The 15,002-nt window shown below is 65.2% G+C and carries 12 protein-coding genes; 7 read left to right on the top strand and 5 right to left on the bottom strand.

Going from position 1 to position 15,002, the window contains the following annotated elements; all coding sequences use genetic code 11:
- Positions 1 to 4 precede the first annotated feature (4 nt).
- The 7 genes from tsaE to NKI61_RS02785 all read left to right on the top strand — a co-directional run bounded on the left by tsaE (position 5) and on the right by NKI61_RS02785 (position 10,016).
- Positions 5 to 1,516 (top strand): tRNA (adenosine(37)-N6)-threonylcarbamoyltransferase complex ATPase subunit type 1 TsaE, encoded by a 1,512-nt coding sequence (tsaE, locus tag NKI61_RS02755; RefSeq protein WP_352838801.1) that lies wholly within the window; start codon positions 5 to 7, stop codon positions 1,514 to 1,516.
- Positions 1,517 to 1,530: 14 nt separating this feature from the next.
- Positions 1,531 to 2,235: a nucleotidyltransferase family protein gene (locus NKI61_RS02760; protein WP_352656515.1), complete on the top strand. Its 705-nt coding sequence runs from the start codon at positions 1,531 to 1,533 to the stop codon at positions 2,233 to 2,235.
- Positions 2,232 to 5,369, top strand: a complete 3,138-nt coding sequence (gene addB / locus NKI61_RS02765; RefSeq protein ID WP_352838802.1) for a double-strand break repair protein AddB — start codon at positions 2,232 to 2,234, stop codon at positions 5,367 to 5,369. The genes NKI61_RS02760 and addB overlap by 4 nt, the downstream gene beginning before the upstream one ends.
- Complete coding sequence (gene addA, locus NKI61_RS02770) at positions 5,366 to 8,887, top strand: double-strand break repair helicase AddA (RefSeq protein ID WP_352838803.1); 3,522 nt, start codon at positions 5,366 to 5,368, stop codon at positions 8,885 to 8,887. The genes addB and addA overlap by 4 nt, the downstream gene beginning before the upstream one ends.
- A 72-nt stretch (positions 8,888 to 8,959) precedes the next feature.
- Positions 8,960 to 9,283, top strand: coding sequence for a thioredoxin (gene trxA / locus NKI61_RS02775; RefSeq protein WP_023672297.1), 324 nt, complete (start codon positions 8,960 to 8,962; stop codon positions 9,281 to 9,283).
- A 131-nt stretch (positions 9,284 to 9,414) separates the two neighbouring features.
- A complete protein-coding gene (locus NKI61_RS02780) occupies positions 9,415 to 9,696 on the top strand; it encodes a cupin domain-containing protein (protein WP_023696001.1) in 282 nt (93 codons plus the stop codon).
- 71 nt (positions 9,697 to 9,767) lie between these two features.
- A complete protein-coding gene (locus NKI61_RS02785; RefSeq protein ID WP_352838804.1) occupies positions 9,768 to 10,016 on the top strand; it encodes a plasmid stabilization protein in 249 nt (82 codons plus the stop codon).
- A 22-nt stretch (positions 10,017 to 10,038) separates the two neighbouring features.
- On the opposite strand, the gene NKI61_RS02790 is transcribed toward NKI61_RS02785, so the two are convergent.
- The 5 genes from NKI61_RS02790 to trpB form a co-directional block, all read right to left on the bottom strand.
- Positions 10,039 to 10,458: a VOC family protein gene (locus NKI61_RS02790; RefSeq protein WP_352838805.1), complete on the bottom strand. Its 420-nt coding sequence runs from the start codon at positions 10,456 to 10,458 to the stop codon at positions 10,039 to 10,041.
- Between the two features lie 26 nt (positions 10,459 to 10,484).
- Positions 10,485 to 11,810, bottom strand: coding sequence for a bifunctional folylpolyglutamate synthase/dihydrofolate synthase (locus NKI61_RS02795; protein ID WP_352838806.1), 1,326 nt, complete (start codon positions 11,808 to 11,810; stop codon positions 10,485 to 10,487).
- Positions 11,811 to 11,872: 62 nt separating this feature from the next.
- Positions 11,873 to 12,799, bottom strand: a complete 927-nt coding sequence (gene accD / locus NKI61_RS02800; protein ID WP_352838807.1) for an acetyl-CoA carboxylase, carboxyltransferase subunit beta — start codon at positions 12,797 to 12,799, stop codon at positions 11,873 to 11,875.
- 101 nt (positions 12,800 to 12,900) lie between these two features.
- Complete coding sequence (trpA, locus tag NKI61_RS02805; protein WP_352838808.1) at positions 12,901 to 13,740, bottom strand: tryptophan synthase subunit alpha; 840 nt, start codon at positions 13,738 to 13,740, stop codon at positions 12,901 to 12,903.
- Positions 13,741 to 13,742: 2 nt separating this feature from the next.
- Entirely contained in the window at positions 13,743 to 14,993 is a 1,251-nt protein-coding gene (gene trpB / locus NKI61_RS02810; protein WP_023687439.1) for a tryptophan synthase subunit beta, read from the bottom strand.
- Positions 14,994 to 15,002: the final 9 nt, after the last annotated feature.

The raw sequence follows: 15,002 nt of genomic DNA on the forward strand, positions 1-15,002 counted from the left end.
CTCGATGACTGTTGTTGTGCTGGAGCGTTTTCTCGCCGACGAGGCTGCGACCGCAAGGCTCGGCGAAGACCTGGCCATGGCGCTGCGGCCGGGCGACGTGCTGGCGCTCAAGGGCGATCTCGGCGCCGGCAAGTCGACGCTGGCGCGGGCCCTGATCAGGGCGCTGGCCGATGATGCCGGCCTCGATGTGCCGAGCCCTACCTTCACCTTGGTGCAAAGCTACGACACGCGCATCCCCGTGCACCATTTCGATCTCTATCGCCTGTCCTCGGCCGGCGAGATGGACGAGCTGGGTTTCGACGAGGCGCTGCTGCAGGGCGCTGCCCTTGTCGAGTGGCCGGAACGGGCGGAGGCCGCTCTTCCGAGAACGTCGATCTGGATCGAACTCGTCCATCAGGACGAAGGACGATTGGCGAAACTATCGGGCCAAGGCGTTGCCTTCGAACGCGTGGCGCGATCGCTGGCGATGCGCGATTTCCTCAAAACGGCCGGTTGGGGCGACGCCGCGCGGCGCTTTTTCGTCGGTGACGCCTCGGCGCGCTCTTACGAGATCGTTTCGCTCGCCGGCCTTGCGCCGCGCGTGCTGATGAATTCGCCGCGGCTGGCGCTGGGGCCGCCGGTGCGCGACGGCAAGCCCTATGCCGTGATCGCCCACACCGCGCAGTCGGTCACCGCCTTCGTCGCCATCGACAAGGCGCTGCTGGCGCAAGGTGTCAGTGTCCCAAAAATCCATGCCGAGGATCTCGAGCAAGGGTTTCTGCTGCTGGAGCATCTGGGCTCGGAAGGTTTTCTCGACGGCAATGGTGAGCCGGTGGCCGAGCGCTACACGGCAGCAGCCGAATTGCTGGCCATGATGCATGGCAAGACCTGGCTGCAGCGCATGGAAGCCGTCCCAGGCGTCTTCCACGAGGTGCCGCCCTTCGATCGCGACGCCATGCTGATCGAAGCCGATCTCTTGGTCGATTGGTATGTGCCGATGGTGACTGGCAGCCCGGCAAGCGAGGCTTTACGCGCCGGCTATCACAGGGAATGGAACGCGGTTCTCGATCGGCTGGACACACAGGAATACACGCTGATGCTGCGCGACTTCCATTCGCCCAACATCATCTGGCGCGGTGACCGCAAAGGCCACGACCGCCTCGGCATCGTCGACGTCCAGGACGCGCTGATGGGTCCGGCGGCCTATGACGTTGCGTCGCTGGCCATGGATGCCCGCGTCACCGTTGCGCCCGATATCGAGCAGCGGACCGTGGACGCCTATGTCGCTGCGCGCCACGCCGCCGGCGGCTTCGATGAGGACGCCTTCCGCGCGGCCTATGCGATCATGGCGGCGCAGCGCAATTCGAAGATCCTCGGCATTTTCGTGCGGCTCGAAAAGCGCGACGGCAAGCCCTATTATCTCCGACACCTGCCGCGCATCCGCGATTATCTCAGGCGGGCGCTGGCGCACCCGGCGCTGGCTCAGTTGAAGGAGTTTTACATGGCACATGGCCTGCTGGAGGAACGGCTCCCGTGACCTTGACCACAGCGATGGTGCTGGCGGCTGGTCTTGGCAAGCGCATGCGGCCGATCACCGACACCATGCCGAAGCCGCTGGTGCGGATCGCCGGCAGGACCTTGCTCGACTGGGGGCTGGACAGTCTCGAAGCGGCCGGCGTCGAGAAAGCCATCGTCAACGTGCACTATCTGCCGGACCAGATCGTCGCCCATATCGCCCACAGGCGGGCGCCAAAGATCGTCATTTCCGACGAGCGCGACGCGCTGCTGAATTCGGCGGGTGGCATCGTCAAGGCATTGCCGCTGCTGGGTGCCGAACCCTTCTACATCATCAACGCCGATACGTTCTGGATCGACAGCGGCCAGCCCAGCCTCGAGCGCCTTGCCCTTGCATGGGACGGCGCGAAAATGGATATTCTGCTGATGCTTACCGATCTCGACTCGGCCACCGGACACGGTGTCGGCACGGATTTCCTGATGGCGCCGGATGGCGGCATGCGGCGCTCGAAAGGCGATCCGGCCGGGTTGATCTATGCCGGAGCGGCAATCGTCAATCCCGCCATCTTCAGGGATGCGCCGGCCGGGGCGCATTCGCTCAACACCTATTTCGACAAGGCAATCGCCTCTGGCCGTCTGTTCGGCATGCAGATGCGCGGAAGCTGGATCACCGTCGGCACTCCCGACGCCATTCCGCAGGCGGAAGCGGCGGTCGCCGACGCTCTCGCGAAGGTGGTATGAGCGGCGCGCGCCGCGTTCTTTCGATCCCGCCCGGAGCGCCATTCCTGCCGACTCTGGCCGAGGCCTTGCTGGCCGGACGGCTGGTGCCCGGCTTCCGGTTCGACGGCGATCCGCTGGCGCTGGCTGATGTCACCATCTATGTGCCGACACGGCGCGCGGCTCGCGCGCTGCGCGGCGCCTTTGTCGACGCGCTTTCAGGACCGGGAGGGAGCCGTCGTTCGGCGATCCTGCCGGTCATCCGCCCGCTCGGAGAGTTCGACGAGGACGAAGCCGCCTTCGACGCCGGCACGCCGACCGAGCTTGAAATGGCGCCGCCGATCGCAGCCATCGAACGCCTGCTGCTACTGGCGCCGCTGGTGCGGGCCTGGAAGCGCACCTTGCCGGCGCATGTCCTTGATATGTTCAACGAAGAGATCGTCGTGCCGGCCTCCGCCGCCGATGCGATCTGGCTGGCGCGTGACCTCGCCCGGCTGATGGACGAGATCGAAACCGAAGGCACGGACTGGACCAGGCTTGCCGATCTGGTCACCGGCAATCTTGCCGGATGGTGGCTGGTGACGCTCGATTTCCTCCGTATCGTCACCGAGGCCTGGCCGAAATTGCTGGAGGAGCGCGACCGCTCGAACCCGGCCGCGCACCGCAATGCGCTGATCCGGCGCGAGGCGAAGCGGCTGGAACGCAATCCGCCCAAAGGCCCGGTGATCGCCGCCGGCTCGACGGGCTCTATTCCCGCCACGGCTGAACTGCTTGCCACGGTCGCCGGCCTGCCCAACGGCGCCGTGGTGCTGCCCGGGCTCGATGGGATGCTGGACGAACCGTCTTTTGCCGCGATTGCGGCGCCCGGTGCGCGGCCGGCACTGCTTGGCCACCCGCAATACGGCATGGCCAAGCTGATCGGCAAAATTGGCGTGCTGCGTGGCGATGTCGAGGAAGTGGTCGCCGCCGAGCCCGCACTGGCGCTTCGCGCGGCCCTTGTCGGCGAGGCGCTGCGGCCGGCCGAGACCACGGAATTATGGGCCGAGACCCGCATACGCTTCAACGCCCTGGATATCGCCGAGGCCTTCGCCGACGTGACGCTGGTCGAAGCCGCCAGCGAACGCGACGAGGCGGTGGCGATCGCCATCGCGCTGAAAACCGCCGTGGAACAGCCGGGACACAGGGCAGCTCTCGTTACCGGCGACCGCGGGCTGGCGCGGCGCGTCTCGGCCGAGCTGTTGCGCTTCGGTGTGATCGCTGACGATTCCGGCGGCACGCCGCTCGCCAACACGCCTGCAGCCAGCCTGCTGCGGCTCACACTTCACGCGGTATTCCGGCCCGGCGATCCCGTCGGCCTTTTGTCGCTGCTCAAGCATCCGCTGCTCGGGCTCGGACTTGAGCGCACCGGCGTGCGCCATGCCGCCGAGCTCATCGAACTCGTGGCGCTGCGCGGCGGCACCGGACGCCCCGACATCGCCGCCTTGCCAGCACTGTTCGAGGAGCGTCTCGCCGGGCTGAGCGGGGACAAGCGCCAGCCCTTCTGGTTTTCGCGCCTGAGCGTGCGCGGCATCGACGATGCCCGCGATATGCTGAGCCGGCTTGTGGCGGCGCTGGCGCCGCTGACTGCCTTTCGCGGTGAAGAGAATGCCGATCTCGTCGCGTTGACCAGAGCGAGCGTCGCCGCGCTGGAAAATCTCGGCCGCACGGCGGAGGGCAGCCTGGCTGAATTTTATGCCGGCGACGCCGGCGAGAAACTCGCCGAGCTGCTGCGCGGTGTGGTCGCCGCGTCTGCATCGTTCGACTTCCCGGCCGACGAATGGCCTGATGTGATGGACGCGCTGGTAGCACCGGAAACGGTCAAGCCGGGGCAAGGCACAGACCGCAACATCGCGATATGGGGCGCGCTGGAGGCGCGGCTGCAGAGCGTCGACACGCTTGTCATTGGCGGGCTGAACGAAGGCGTGTGGCCACGCAAGCCGGAAAGCGATCGCTTCATGTCGCGGTTGATGAAGACCGGCATCGATCTCGAGCCGCCGGAGCGGCGCATCGGCCTTGCCGCCCACGACTTCCAGATGGCGATGGGGGCGAAAAAGGTGGTGCTGACGCGCTCCGCCCGCGCCAGCGACGCACCGGCGGTGCCGTCGCGCTGGTTGCAGCGCATCCTCACCTTCATCGGCAAGGATCCTGCAGCCGCACTGCGCGGACGCGGCGACGAATTGCTTGCCTGGGCGCGCGCGCTCGATGCCGGCGAGCGGCAGCATTTCGCGCCGCGACCGCAGCCGAAACCGCCGCTGAGCATGCGGCCCACCCACTTCTCGGTGACCGAGATCGAGACGCTGCGCCGCGACCCCTATGCGGTCTATGCCAAGCGTATTCTGAGCCTTCTGCCGCTCGAGCCGGTGATCCGCGACCCCGGCGCGGCCGAGCGCGGCACGCTGTTTCATGACATCCTGCATCTGTTCTCGACAGAGGTGGCGGATCCCCGCGCGCCCGAAGCTCTGGAACGCCTCATCGCTGCCGGCCGGACCTGCTTTGCCGAGATCGCCCTGCCCGCCGATGTCGAGGCTGTGTGGTGGCCGCGCTTCGAAAAGCTTGCCGCCAACATCATCGAATGGGAGCGCGGCCGCGCTCCCGCCGTCGCCCGGCGGCATGCCGAGGAGCGTGCCGAAAAGACCGCTGTCGGCCGCACCGGCGTGACGCTGTCCGGCTATGCCGACCGCGTCGACCTTTTGGCCGGTGACATGGCCGACATTCTCGACTACAAGACCGGCTCGTCCCCGTCCAAGGCGCAGGCCCACACGCTGCTGGCGCCACAGCTGGCGCTCGAAGGGGCGCTGCTCCGGCGCGGCGCCTTCAAGGGGCTTGGCGCGCGCGAGCCCTCCCAGCTCGCATTCGTGCGGCTGAAGCCGAATGGCGAAGTGTTCGAGGAATCCATCCTCGACTACAACCGCCAGCCTCGGACCGCCGAAGACCTCGCCGAGGAGGCTTGGGCGCGGTTGGAAAAGCTGCTGGTCCACTATGCCGATCCGACGACCGGCTATCTGTCGCGGGCGCTGCCATTTCGCGAGGGCGAGAGCGATGGCGATTACGACCATCTGGCGCGCGTGCTCGAATGGTCGGCCGGCGGCGACAGCGATGACGAGGCGGGGGAGGCATGAAAAAAGCCTATCCCATCCCCAGCGAAACCGCCTCCAGCCAGGCGCGCGCCTCCGACCCGAAGAACTCGGCCTGGGTGTCCGCCAATGCCGGCTCGGGCAAGACGCATGTGCTGGCCCAGCGCGTCATCCGGCTGCTGCTCAACGGCACCGATCCGTCGAAGATCCTGTGCCTGACCTATACGCGGGCGGCCGCCGCCAACATGTCGAACCGCGTGTTCTCGACCCTGTCGGAATGGACGGCGCTCGGCGATGCCGAGCTTGCCACAAAGATTGAGGCGGTGGACGGCCGCCGACCCGACCGCGACACGATGCGGCGGGCGCGCCGGCTGTTTGCCGAAGCGCTGGAAACGCCGGGCGGGCTGAAGATCCAGACCATCCACGCCTTCTGCGAATCGGTGCTGCACCAGTTTCCGCTGGAGGCCAACATCCCGGCGCATTTCGAAATGCTCGATCCGCAGATGGAGGCCTCGCTGTTTGCTGGCGCCCGCCGCGACATGATTTCGGGCACGTCAGCCGGAGACACCGGACTGGCCGAGGCCTTTGCCACCGTGCTGGAGCGCGGCGGCGAACACGGACTCGATGCGCTGCTCGCCGAAATCGTGCGCAAGCGCGACGGCTTACGCGGCTTCATCGATGCGGTCCGGCGCGACGGCGGCGGCTTTCAGGCCCTGTTCGACGAATTCCATTTTCGCCCCGGGCAGAGCGCCGAAGACATAGCGGCATCGGTATGGCCGCTGCCGGGTTTCCTGCCGGACTTCTTTGCAGTGTTCGCCAGTGCCGCCGAGGCCGCCGACGCCCGCACCGTGCTCAACAATCTCTTGCCCTATGCCCGCTTGGCCTTTGCCGAGACGGACCCGACCCGCCGGCTGCAGATGCTCGGCAAAGCCTTTCTCAAGGCCGATGGCGACCCCTATGATCCCTCAAAGTTGTTCAAGAAGGCGCTGCTCGGCCGGCTGCCCGACCTTCCCGAGCGCTATCTGGCGGCCGTCAAGTCGATAACAGACGTCTCCGACCGGCTGGCGCTGTTCCGGATGCTGGAAGGCACGGTCGCGGCGTTGACCATAGCCGACTGGCTGATCGTGCGGTACGAGCGCCTGAAGCGCAGCCGCGGCTTTCTCGATTTCAACGACCTCATCACCCGCACCGTCAACCTTCTGGCGCGGCCCGATGCCGGCCCTTGGGTGCAGTACAAGCTCGACCAGGGCATCGATCACATCCTGCTCGACGAGGCGCAGGACACCAGCCCCGACCAATGGGAGGTGGTGAAGCGGCTGGCGGAGGAGTTCTTTGCCGGCCACGGCCAGCGCGGCACGACCAATCGCACGGTGTTCGCCGTTGGCGACGAAAAGCAGTCGATCTATTCCTTTCAGGGTGCCGCGCCGGATTCCTTCGCCGACAGCCGGCTCTTGTTTTCCGGACGCGTGAACGCCGCCAATGCTTCGTTTGCCGACCTGAAACTGACCTGGTCGTTCCGGTCGACCGACGACTTGCTTGCCGCCGTCGACCGCGTCTTTGCCGATCCGGGCGTGCGGCGCGGCATCAGCCATGACCCCGATCCGCTCGACCACAAGGCGATCCGCAACGACGCGCCTGGCTATGTCGAGGTCTGGCCGTCGCTCGGCGCTGACGCCGTCGAGGAGCCCGACGACTGGACGCTGCCGGTCAACCATGCCAGCGCGCCGGCTGTGCGGGTGGCCGAGCATGTGGCTGCGACCATCCAGACCTGGCTCAAGGACCGCGAGATCATCGAGGGCAAGGGACGCAGGCTGAGGGCCGGCGACATTCTTGTGCTGGTGCGCAAGCGCGACCGCTTCGTCCATGCGCTGTCGCGCGCGCTGAAGGACCGCGATATTCCCGTCGCCGGCGCCGACCGGCTGAGCCTGCCCGGCCATATCGCGGTCAAGGACCTGATCGCACTCGGCCATTTCCTCATCCAGCCGCAGGATGACCTGTCGCTCGCCGCCGTGCTGCGCAGCCCGGTTTTCGACGTGTCGGAGGAGACGCTTTTTACGCTTGGCGCCGGACGGCCAGCCGGAACATCGCTGATCGCCTCACTACGCCAGCATGCTGGCGACAATACCGCGCTGACCGATGTCGTTGCCCGGCTCGACGGCTGGGCCAACGAGGCGGCGTTCCGGCCGGTGTTCGAATTCTACGCCGGGGTGCTGGCGCGCGACGGCCTGCGCAAGAAGATGATCGCCCGGCTTGGACCGGAAGCCGGCGACATCCTCGACGAATTCCTGAGTTTCTGCCTGGCCGAGGAACGCACCGGACTGCCGGGGCTGGAGGCCTTTCTGGCGACGCTGGAGAACACCGGTCCGGAGATCAAGCGCGAGATGGACCAGTTGCGCGACGAGGTCCGCGTGATGACCGTGCACGCCGCCAAGGGCCTGGAAGCGCCTGTTGTCTTCCTGGTCGATGGCGGGTCGGCGCCGTTCAGCGACCAGCATCTGCCGCGGCTGATGCCGTTCGACGCTTCGAGCCGCAATTTCGACGGCAAGGGCTATCTCTGGCGCTCGGCCGCCGATGTCGCCAACGGCTTCTCCAAGGCGGCCTCGGCCAGGGCGCGGGAGCTTGCCGACGACGAATACCGGCGGCTGCTCTATGTCGGCATGACACGCGCCGAGGACCGGCTGATCGTCTGCGGCTATCACGGCAAGCGTCAGCCCAGCACCGGCACCTGGCATTCGATCGTCAGCCGCGCGCTGACAGGTGCACCCGAAAGCACCGAGCTCCGCCACCCCGCCAGCAGCGAGCCGGTGCACCGCTTCGTCATCACCAAGCTGCCGCCGGTGGCGCTGGCAGCCGCCGACGAGGCGCGGCTGCCGCAACCGCTTCTGCCGTTCTTGCCGGCAAACCTGTTTCGCCCTTTGCCGCCTTATGAAGAACTGCCGCGCCCGCTATCGCCCTCTGGCGCTTCGGCGCTGATCGACGAGGGCAAGGAGGCGGTCGTCGATACGCGTTCGCCGGTGCTGGACAGCGAAGCGGAGCCCGGTTTTGCCGTGATGCGCGGGCTGGCGCTGCACAAGCTGCTGCAGATGCTGCCCGGTTTTGCCGAAGACGAACGGCAAGGCGCGGCGGCGCAGTATCTCATTCGAGCCGGCGCCGACTGGCCCGAGGCCGAGCGTAACAAGGCGCTGGCCTCGGTGATGGCGATCCTCGGAGATTCTCGCTTTGCCGGGCTGTTTTCGCCCTCGTCACGCGCTGAAGTCGCGGTCATGGGCAGCCTCGAAGTCAAAGGCAGACTGCGCTCGATCTCGGGCAAGATCGACCGGCTGGCGGTGACGCCCGAGCGCGTATCGATCGTCGACTACAAGACCAACCGGCCGGCGCCCGCAGGCCTGGCCCAGGTGCCGCCGGCCTATATCCTGCAGCTGGCGCTCTACCGCGCGCTGCTCCAGCCGCTTTACCCCGGCCGCGCGGTGACGGCGGCTCTGCTGTTTACCGAGGCGCCGAGGCTGATCGAACTGCCGGCGCAGGCGATGGATGACGCCCTTGCCCGACTCACGGGAGCGTGACACAAGTTCTGCTTGAAGAAGGGCTGCTCAACCACCACATTTGGTGCGAGATAAATTTCGAAAGGATTTCGCATGGCCACCGTCAAGGTCGACAAGAGCAATTTCCAGGCCGATGTGCTCAACGCCTCGCAGCCCGTCGTCGTGGATTTCTGGGCCGAATGGTGCGGCCCCTGCAAGATGATCGGTCCGTCGTTGGAAGAGATCGCCAATGAGCTCGGCGACAAGATCAAAATCGCCAAGCTGAACATCGACGAGAACCCGGAGCTTGCCGCCCAATTCGGCGTGCGCTCGATCCCGACGCTGATGATCTTCAAGGGCGGCGAAGTCGCCGACATGAAGGTCGGCGCCGCGCCGAAGACCGCGCTGTCGCATTGGATCAATGGCAGCCTCGCCTGATCCTGTAGGAGTTTCTGACGTTAAGCCCGGCCCTCGCGCCGGGCTTTTCTTTGGCGTTATCGCCTGACCTCTCTGGCACTCGCGCCTGGAGGCTCCATGTCTTTTGCTTGAGGCTGGACAGGAGAGACAGAATGACCGGATCCGCCAAGGCCACCGTCTTCATCGACAACGAGCGCGTTATTGTCACCGAGTATCGGTTCCAGCCCGGCGACAACACCGGCTGGCATCGCCACGGCCACGACTATGTCGTGGTGCCGCTGATGGACGGCAAGGTGAAGCTGGTGACCAAGGACGGCGAGAGTTTTGCCGAGATGAAGAAGGGTGCGCCCTATTTCCGAAAGGAGGGCGTCGAACACGACGTCATTAGCGCCAATGATGGCGAGTATGCCTTCATCGAGATTGAGCTAAGGTGATGGCTTGCCATCCTCTGCCATCTTGATGGCTCGTCCTAAATGGGGATATATTTTCTCGAAGGTATTTCGAAATGGCCGAACCCCGGCTTTCCGTCCGCAGCGCAAAAGCACGAGATCTTGCGCATCGTCTTGCTCATCGCGAAAACCGCTCGATAGCGGATATCGTCGAACGCGCGCTTGAATCCTATGAGATTCGGGAGGCGGGGCGAGAACCGGCGTCCACCTTCTACTCCCGCCTGACGGCAAGCAGTCGCGCGGATATCGATCTGGAAGAAATCATCCGGAAAAGCCGCAAGGTCCATACAGGGCCGGAGCTTTGATCCTCGTCGACACCAACACAGCTCACCAGTCGGCGATGCGGTCGCCGCCGGCGAATTGCGCGCTTTTTGCGGTGTATTCGAACAGCTCGATCTTCACGCCGTTGGGATCTCGGATCCAGGCCTGAAAGGTGTCGTCGCAGGCATGCTTCTTGGCGGTGACGTCGATGCCCTTCGATTTGATATGGGCGATCGCCGCGTCGAGATCTTCGACTTCCAGGCAGAAATGGTTGATCTGGTTCTGCTCGCTATATGCAGTGCCGTCCTTCTGGAACACCTCGACATGGCTGCGGCCGCCGCAATTGAGGTAGAAGCCGAAGACCTTGTCGTCGCGCAGGAAATTGAACCGAGTGTCGAGACCAAGCACGTCGCTGTAGAAGCTTCGCGTCGCTTCCAGATCATGCGCGAAGATGCAGACATGGGCGAGTTGCTTGACCTTGATCATGATGGGCTCCTCGCAGTGAAATGGCTTCAGGTTGGCGGCGTGCCGTTTTCGGCCAGCACCGCGCCGGCGAGATATAACGACCCCCCGATCAGGATGCGTGGCGCCGGCCCGTCCCAGGTGTCGCGCAGCAGCATCAGCGCACTGGCGACGGAACTGACCGGTTCGGCCGTGAGGCCGGCTTCGGTCGCCCGCACCGCCAGCTCGTCATTCGGCACGCCGGCATCGCTCATGCTCACCGGCACGGTGTAGACATGCCGTGCCAGGCCCTTGAAGGCGTGGAAGTAGCCGCTCTGGTCCTTTGTGTTGATCATGCCGGAGATCAGAAACAGCGGCCGCGGGTTCTTTTCCTCCTGCTCGGCCAGCGCCTCGGCAATGACCATGCCGGCGCCCGGATTGTGGCCGCCGTCGAGCCAGATGTCGGCGCCCTTGGGCGCCAGCTCCATCAGCCGGCCCTGTACCAGTTTCTGCATGCGGCCCGGCCATGCGACGCCCGCCATCGCCTTCTCAGTGGCGCGATGACTGATTTCGAAACCGGCGGCCTTGACGGCGGCAATCGCTGCCGCCGCATTGGCGAACTGGTGGCGCCCGGGCAGGCGCGGTGGCGGCAGGTCCATCAGCCCGTCCTCATCCTGATAGACCATGCGGCCGTTTTCCTCGAAGGCGAGAAAATCCTGGCCGTAGACGAAGGTCGGGCAATCCAGCCGCTCGGCGGTTTCGATCAGCACTTGCAGCGCCGTCTCGCTCTCCTGCGCGCCGATGACCACCGGGCAGCCGCGCTTCATGATGCCGGCCTTTTCGGCGGCGATCAGTTCGACCCGGTCGCCGAGATAGGCTTCGTGATCCATCGACACCGGCATGATCACCGACACCGCCGGCCGGGCAACGACATTGGTGGCGTCGAAGCGGCCGCCAAGGCCGACCTCGATGATGGCGGCGGCAGCCGGATGTTCGGAAAACAGGATGAAGGTGACGGCGGTTAGGATTTCGAAGACGGTGATCTTCTGGCCTTGATTGGCCCGGGCGACGCGGGCGATGGCCTCGGCGAAGGTCTCGTCGTCGACCAGCCGGCCGCCGCCCTCGGCCGCCAGTCGGTAGCGCTCGGCCCAGTTCACCAGATGCGGCGAAGTGTGGACATGGACAAGGTGGCCGCCGGCTTCGAGCAGCGCGCGCGAAAAGGCCGCGCACGAGCCCTTGCCGTTGGTGCCGGCGATATGGATGACCGGCGGCAGCCGCTCCTGCGGATTGCCGAGGCGTTCGAGCAGCCTTGTGATGCGGTCGAGCGAAAGGTCGAAGCCTTTCGGATGCAGCGCCATCAGGGCTTCGATTTCACGATCTGCGGCAAGCGTTGTCATGAGCGAATCCTACGCATGCGCGCAGGTGCACGCAATCGCGGTTTGCGGCCAGAAATGTCGCGTCAGGCCTGCGGGCGGGCTTCCGTCGGGATGACCGACGGCGGCAGGATTTCCGGCTCCAGCGGCTTTTGCTCCTGCGGCAGTTTGAGCAGGATTTTCAACAGCCGTGAAATCGTCTCGCGCAGTTCCAGCCGCGACACCACCATGTCGACCATGCCGTGCTCCATCAGATATTCGGAGCGCTGGAAACCGTCCGGCAGTTTCTCCCGGATAGTCTGCTCGATGACGCGCGGGCCGGCGAAGCCGATCAGCGCGCCGGGCTCGGCGATATGCACGTCGCCCAGCATGGCGTAGGAGGCGGTAACGCCGCCGGTGGTCGGGTTGGTCAAGACGACGATGTATGGCAGGCCGGCTTCCTTCAGCCGGTCGACGCCGATCGTGGTGCGCGGTAACTGCATCAGGGACAGAATGCCTTCCTGCATGCGCGCGCCACCGGAGGCGGCAAACAGGATCAGCGGCCGCTTGCGCTGCAAGGCGACCTCGAAACCGTGCACAATGGCGTCACCCGCGGCCATGCCGAGCGAGCCGCCCATGAAGGCGAAATCCTGCACCGTCACCACAACCGGCAGGCCTTTGACCGTGCCCAGCGCGTTGATGATGGCGTCTTCCAGGCCGGTCTTGGCCTTCGCGTCCTTCAGCCGGTCTGTGTAGCGCTTCTCGTCGCGGAACTTGAGCGGGTCCTGCACGACCTTGGGGTTCTCAAGCTGCTCGTATTTGCCGTCGTCGAGGAAGAATTTCAGCCGTTCCTTGGCCGAAATCTTCATGTGATGGCCCGATGACGGGATGACGAACTGGTTGGATTCCAGGTCCTTGTGGAACACCATCTCGCCGGTCTCGGGATCCTTGATCCAGAGATTCTCGGGCATGTCCGTGCGCCGGCCGAGCATCGAATTGATCCTCGGGCGAACGTAATTGGTGATCCAGTTCATCGCTTCGGCTCCTGTCCTGACGAAGAGTTGGCTCGTGCATGTCGCCCAAAAGTGGGAACCGGTTTTGGGATAACGACTTGCACAAGGCCTAAGTAGGGAAACTATTCGGCAGCAGCAAGGCGGGCCGAACGCACACCTTGCGCCAGGCCGCTGACCAGCGTGGCGACGGCTTCGGCCGGGTCGGCGGTCTTTTCACCCTTCGGCCCCAGCACATTGGCCACCGCATTGACGATCGCGGTGCCGACGACGACACCATCGGCCGAAGCGCCGATGATGCGCGCCTGCTCGGCGGTCTTGACGCCGAAGCCGACACAGACCGGCAGGTCGGTATGGCCCTTGATGCGCCTGACCGCGGCGGCAACCTTGCCGGTGTCGGCCAAAGCCGAGCCGGTGATGCCGGTCATCGACACGTAGTAGACGAAGCCCGACGTGTTCTGCAGCACCTTGGGCAGGCGCTTGTCGTCTGTGGTCGGTGTGGCCAGGCGGATGAAGTTGATGCCGGCCTTCAGCGCCGGAATGCAGAGTTCTTCGTCCATCTCCGGTGGCAGGTCGACGACGATCAACCCGTCAATGCCGCTGGCGATCGCGTCCTTGAGGAAGCGGTCGACACCGTAGATGTAGATCGGGTTGTAGTAGCCCATCAGCACGATCGGCGTTTCATTGTCGGTGGCGCGGAAATCAGCCGCCGTCTGCAGCGTCTTGACCAGCGTCTGGCCACCTTTCAGCGCGCGCAGGCCCGCGGCCTGGATCGCCGGGCCGTCGGCCATCGGATCGGAAAACGGCATGCCCATTTCGATGATGTCGGCGCCGGCCTTGGGCAGCGCCTTCATGATCGACAAAGCGGTGTCATAGTCCGGGTCGCCGCTCATGAAATAGGTAACGAGCGCCGGGCGTCCCTCGGCTTTCAGTTTTGCCATGCGGCGGTCGATGCGGGTCACCATGATCAGATCTCCATGCCCAGCATCGAGGCCACTGTGTGCACATCCTTGTCGCCGCGTCCCGACAGGTTGACGATGACGATCTGGTCCTTGTCCATATCAGGCACGATCTTCACCGCATGCGCGATGGCGTGGGCGGATTCCAGCGCCGGGATGATGCCTTCGACGCGCGTCGTCAGCTTGAAGGCTTCCAGCGCCTCGTCGTCGAGGATCGGCACATATTCGACGCGGCCGGAATCGCGCAGCCAGGAATGTTCGGGGCCGACGCCCGGATAGTCGAGGCCGGCCGAGATCGAATGGCCGTCCATGATCTGGCCATCGGCGTTCTGCAGGAGATAGGTGCGGTTGCCGTGCAGGACGCCTGGCGCGCCGGCATTCATCGAGGCGCAATGCTCGATGCCGTCGAGGCCGCGGCCGCCGGCTTCGATGCCGATGATGCGGACTTGCCTGTCGTCGAGGAAAGGATGGAACAGGCCGATGGCGTTGGAGCCGCCGCCGACAGCCGCGATGATGGTGTCGGGCAGCCGGCCTTCCTGTTCGAGGATCTGGGCGCGCGCCTCGATGCCGATCACCGACTGGAAGTCGCGCACCAGCTCCGGATAGGGATGCGGACCTGCGGCGGTGCCGATCAGATAATAAGTGTCCTCGACATTGGTGACCCAGTCGCGCAACGCTTCGTTCATGGCGTCCTTCAGCGTGCCGTGACCGGCGGTCACCGGCCGCACTTCGGCGCCGAGCAGCTTCATGCGGAAGACGTTGGGGCTTTGGCGGGCGACATCGGTGGCGCCCATATAAACGACGCAGGGAAAGCCGAAGCGCGCCGCGACCGTGGCCGCGGCAACGCCGTGCTGGCCGGCGCCCGTCTCGGCGATGATGCGCTTCTTGCCCATGCGCTTGGCGAGCAGAATCTGGCCGAGGCAATTGTTGATCTTGTGCGAACCGGTGTGGTTCAGGTCCTCGCGCTTGAAATAGACCTTGGCGCCGCCCCCGAGGCCCTTCGCCGAGGAAACCTCACGAAGATGTTTGGTCAGGCCTTCGGCGAAATACAGCTTTGACGGCCGCCCGGCATAGTGGGTCGAGAGGTTGGTCAACTCAGCCTTGAAGTCCGGATCGTTCTTGACCTCGTTCCAGTGCCGCTCGAGGTCGAGGATCAGCGGCATCAGCGTCTCGGCCACGAAGCGGCCCCCGAAGATGCCGAACATGCCCTGTTCGTCGGGTCCCGTGCGGAAGGAATTGGGTGTCGCCGGCTTGTTCATCGCCGATCT

Source organism: Mesorhizobium sp. M0514 (assembly GCF_040321145.1).
Classification (GTDB): domain Bacteria; phylum Pseudomonadota; class Alphaproteobacteria; order Rhizobiales; family Rhizobiaceae; genus Mesorhizobium.

Coding starts and splice junctions, on each gene's coding strand:
- tsaE (WP_352838801.1), top strand. CDS start 5: ATGACTGTTGTTGTGCTGGAGCGTTTTCTCGCCGACGAGGCTGCGACC.
- NKI61_RS02760 (WP_352656515.1), top strand. CDS start 1,531: ATGGTGCTGGCGGCTGGTCTTGGCAAGCGCATGCGGCCGATCACCGAC.
- addB (WP_352838802.1), top strand. CDS start 2,232: ATGAGCGGCGCGCGCCGCGTTCTTTCGATCCCGCCCGGAGCGCCATTC.
- addA (WP_352838803.1), top strand. CDS start 5,366: ATGAAAAAAGCCTATCCCATCCCCAGCGAAACCGCCTCCAGCCAGGCG.
- trxA (WP_023672297.1), top strand. CDS start 8,960: ATGGCCACCGTCAAGGTCGACAAGAGCAATTTCCAGGCCGATGTGCTC.
- NKI61_RS02780 (WP_023696001.1), top strand. CDS start 9,415: ATGACCGGATCCGCCAAGGCCACCGTCTTCATCGACAACGAGCGCGTT.
- NKI61_RS02785 (WP_352838804.1), top strand. CDS start 9,768: ATGGCCGAACCCCGGCTTTCCGTCCGCAGCGCAAAAGCACGAGATCTT.
- NKI61_RS02790 (WP_352838805.1), bottom strand. CDS start 10,458: ATGATCAAGGTCAAGCAACTCGCCCATGTCTGCATCTTCGCGCATGAT.
- NKI61_RS02795 (WP_352838806.1), bottom strand. CDS start 11,810: ATGACAACGCTTGCCGCAGATCGTGAAATCGAAGCCCTGATGGCGCTG.
- accD (WP_352838807.1), bottom strand. CDS start 12,799: ATGAACTGGATCACCAATTACGTTCGCCCGAGGATCAATTCGATGCTC.
- trpA (WP_352838808.1), bottom strand. CDS start 13,740: ATGGTGACCCGCATCGACCGCCGCATGGCAAAACTGAAAGCCGAGGGA.
- trpB (WP_023687439.1), bottom strand. CDS start 14,993: ATGAACAAGCCGGCGACACCCAATTCCTTCCGCACGGGACCCGACGAA.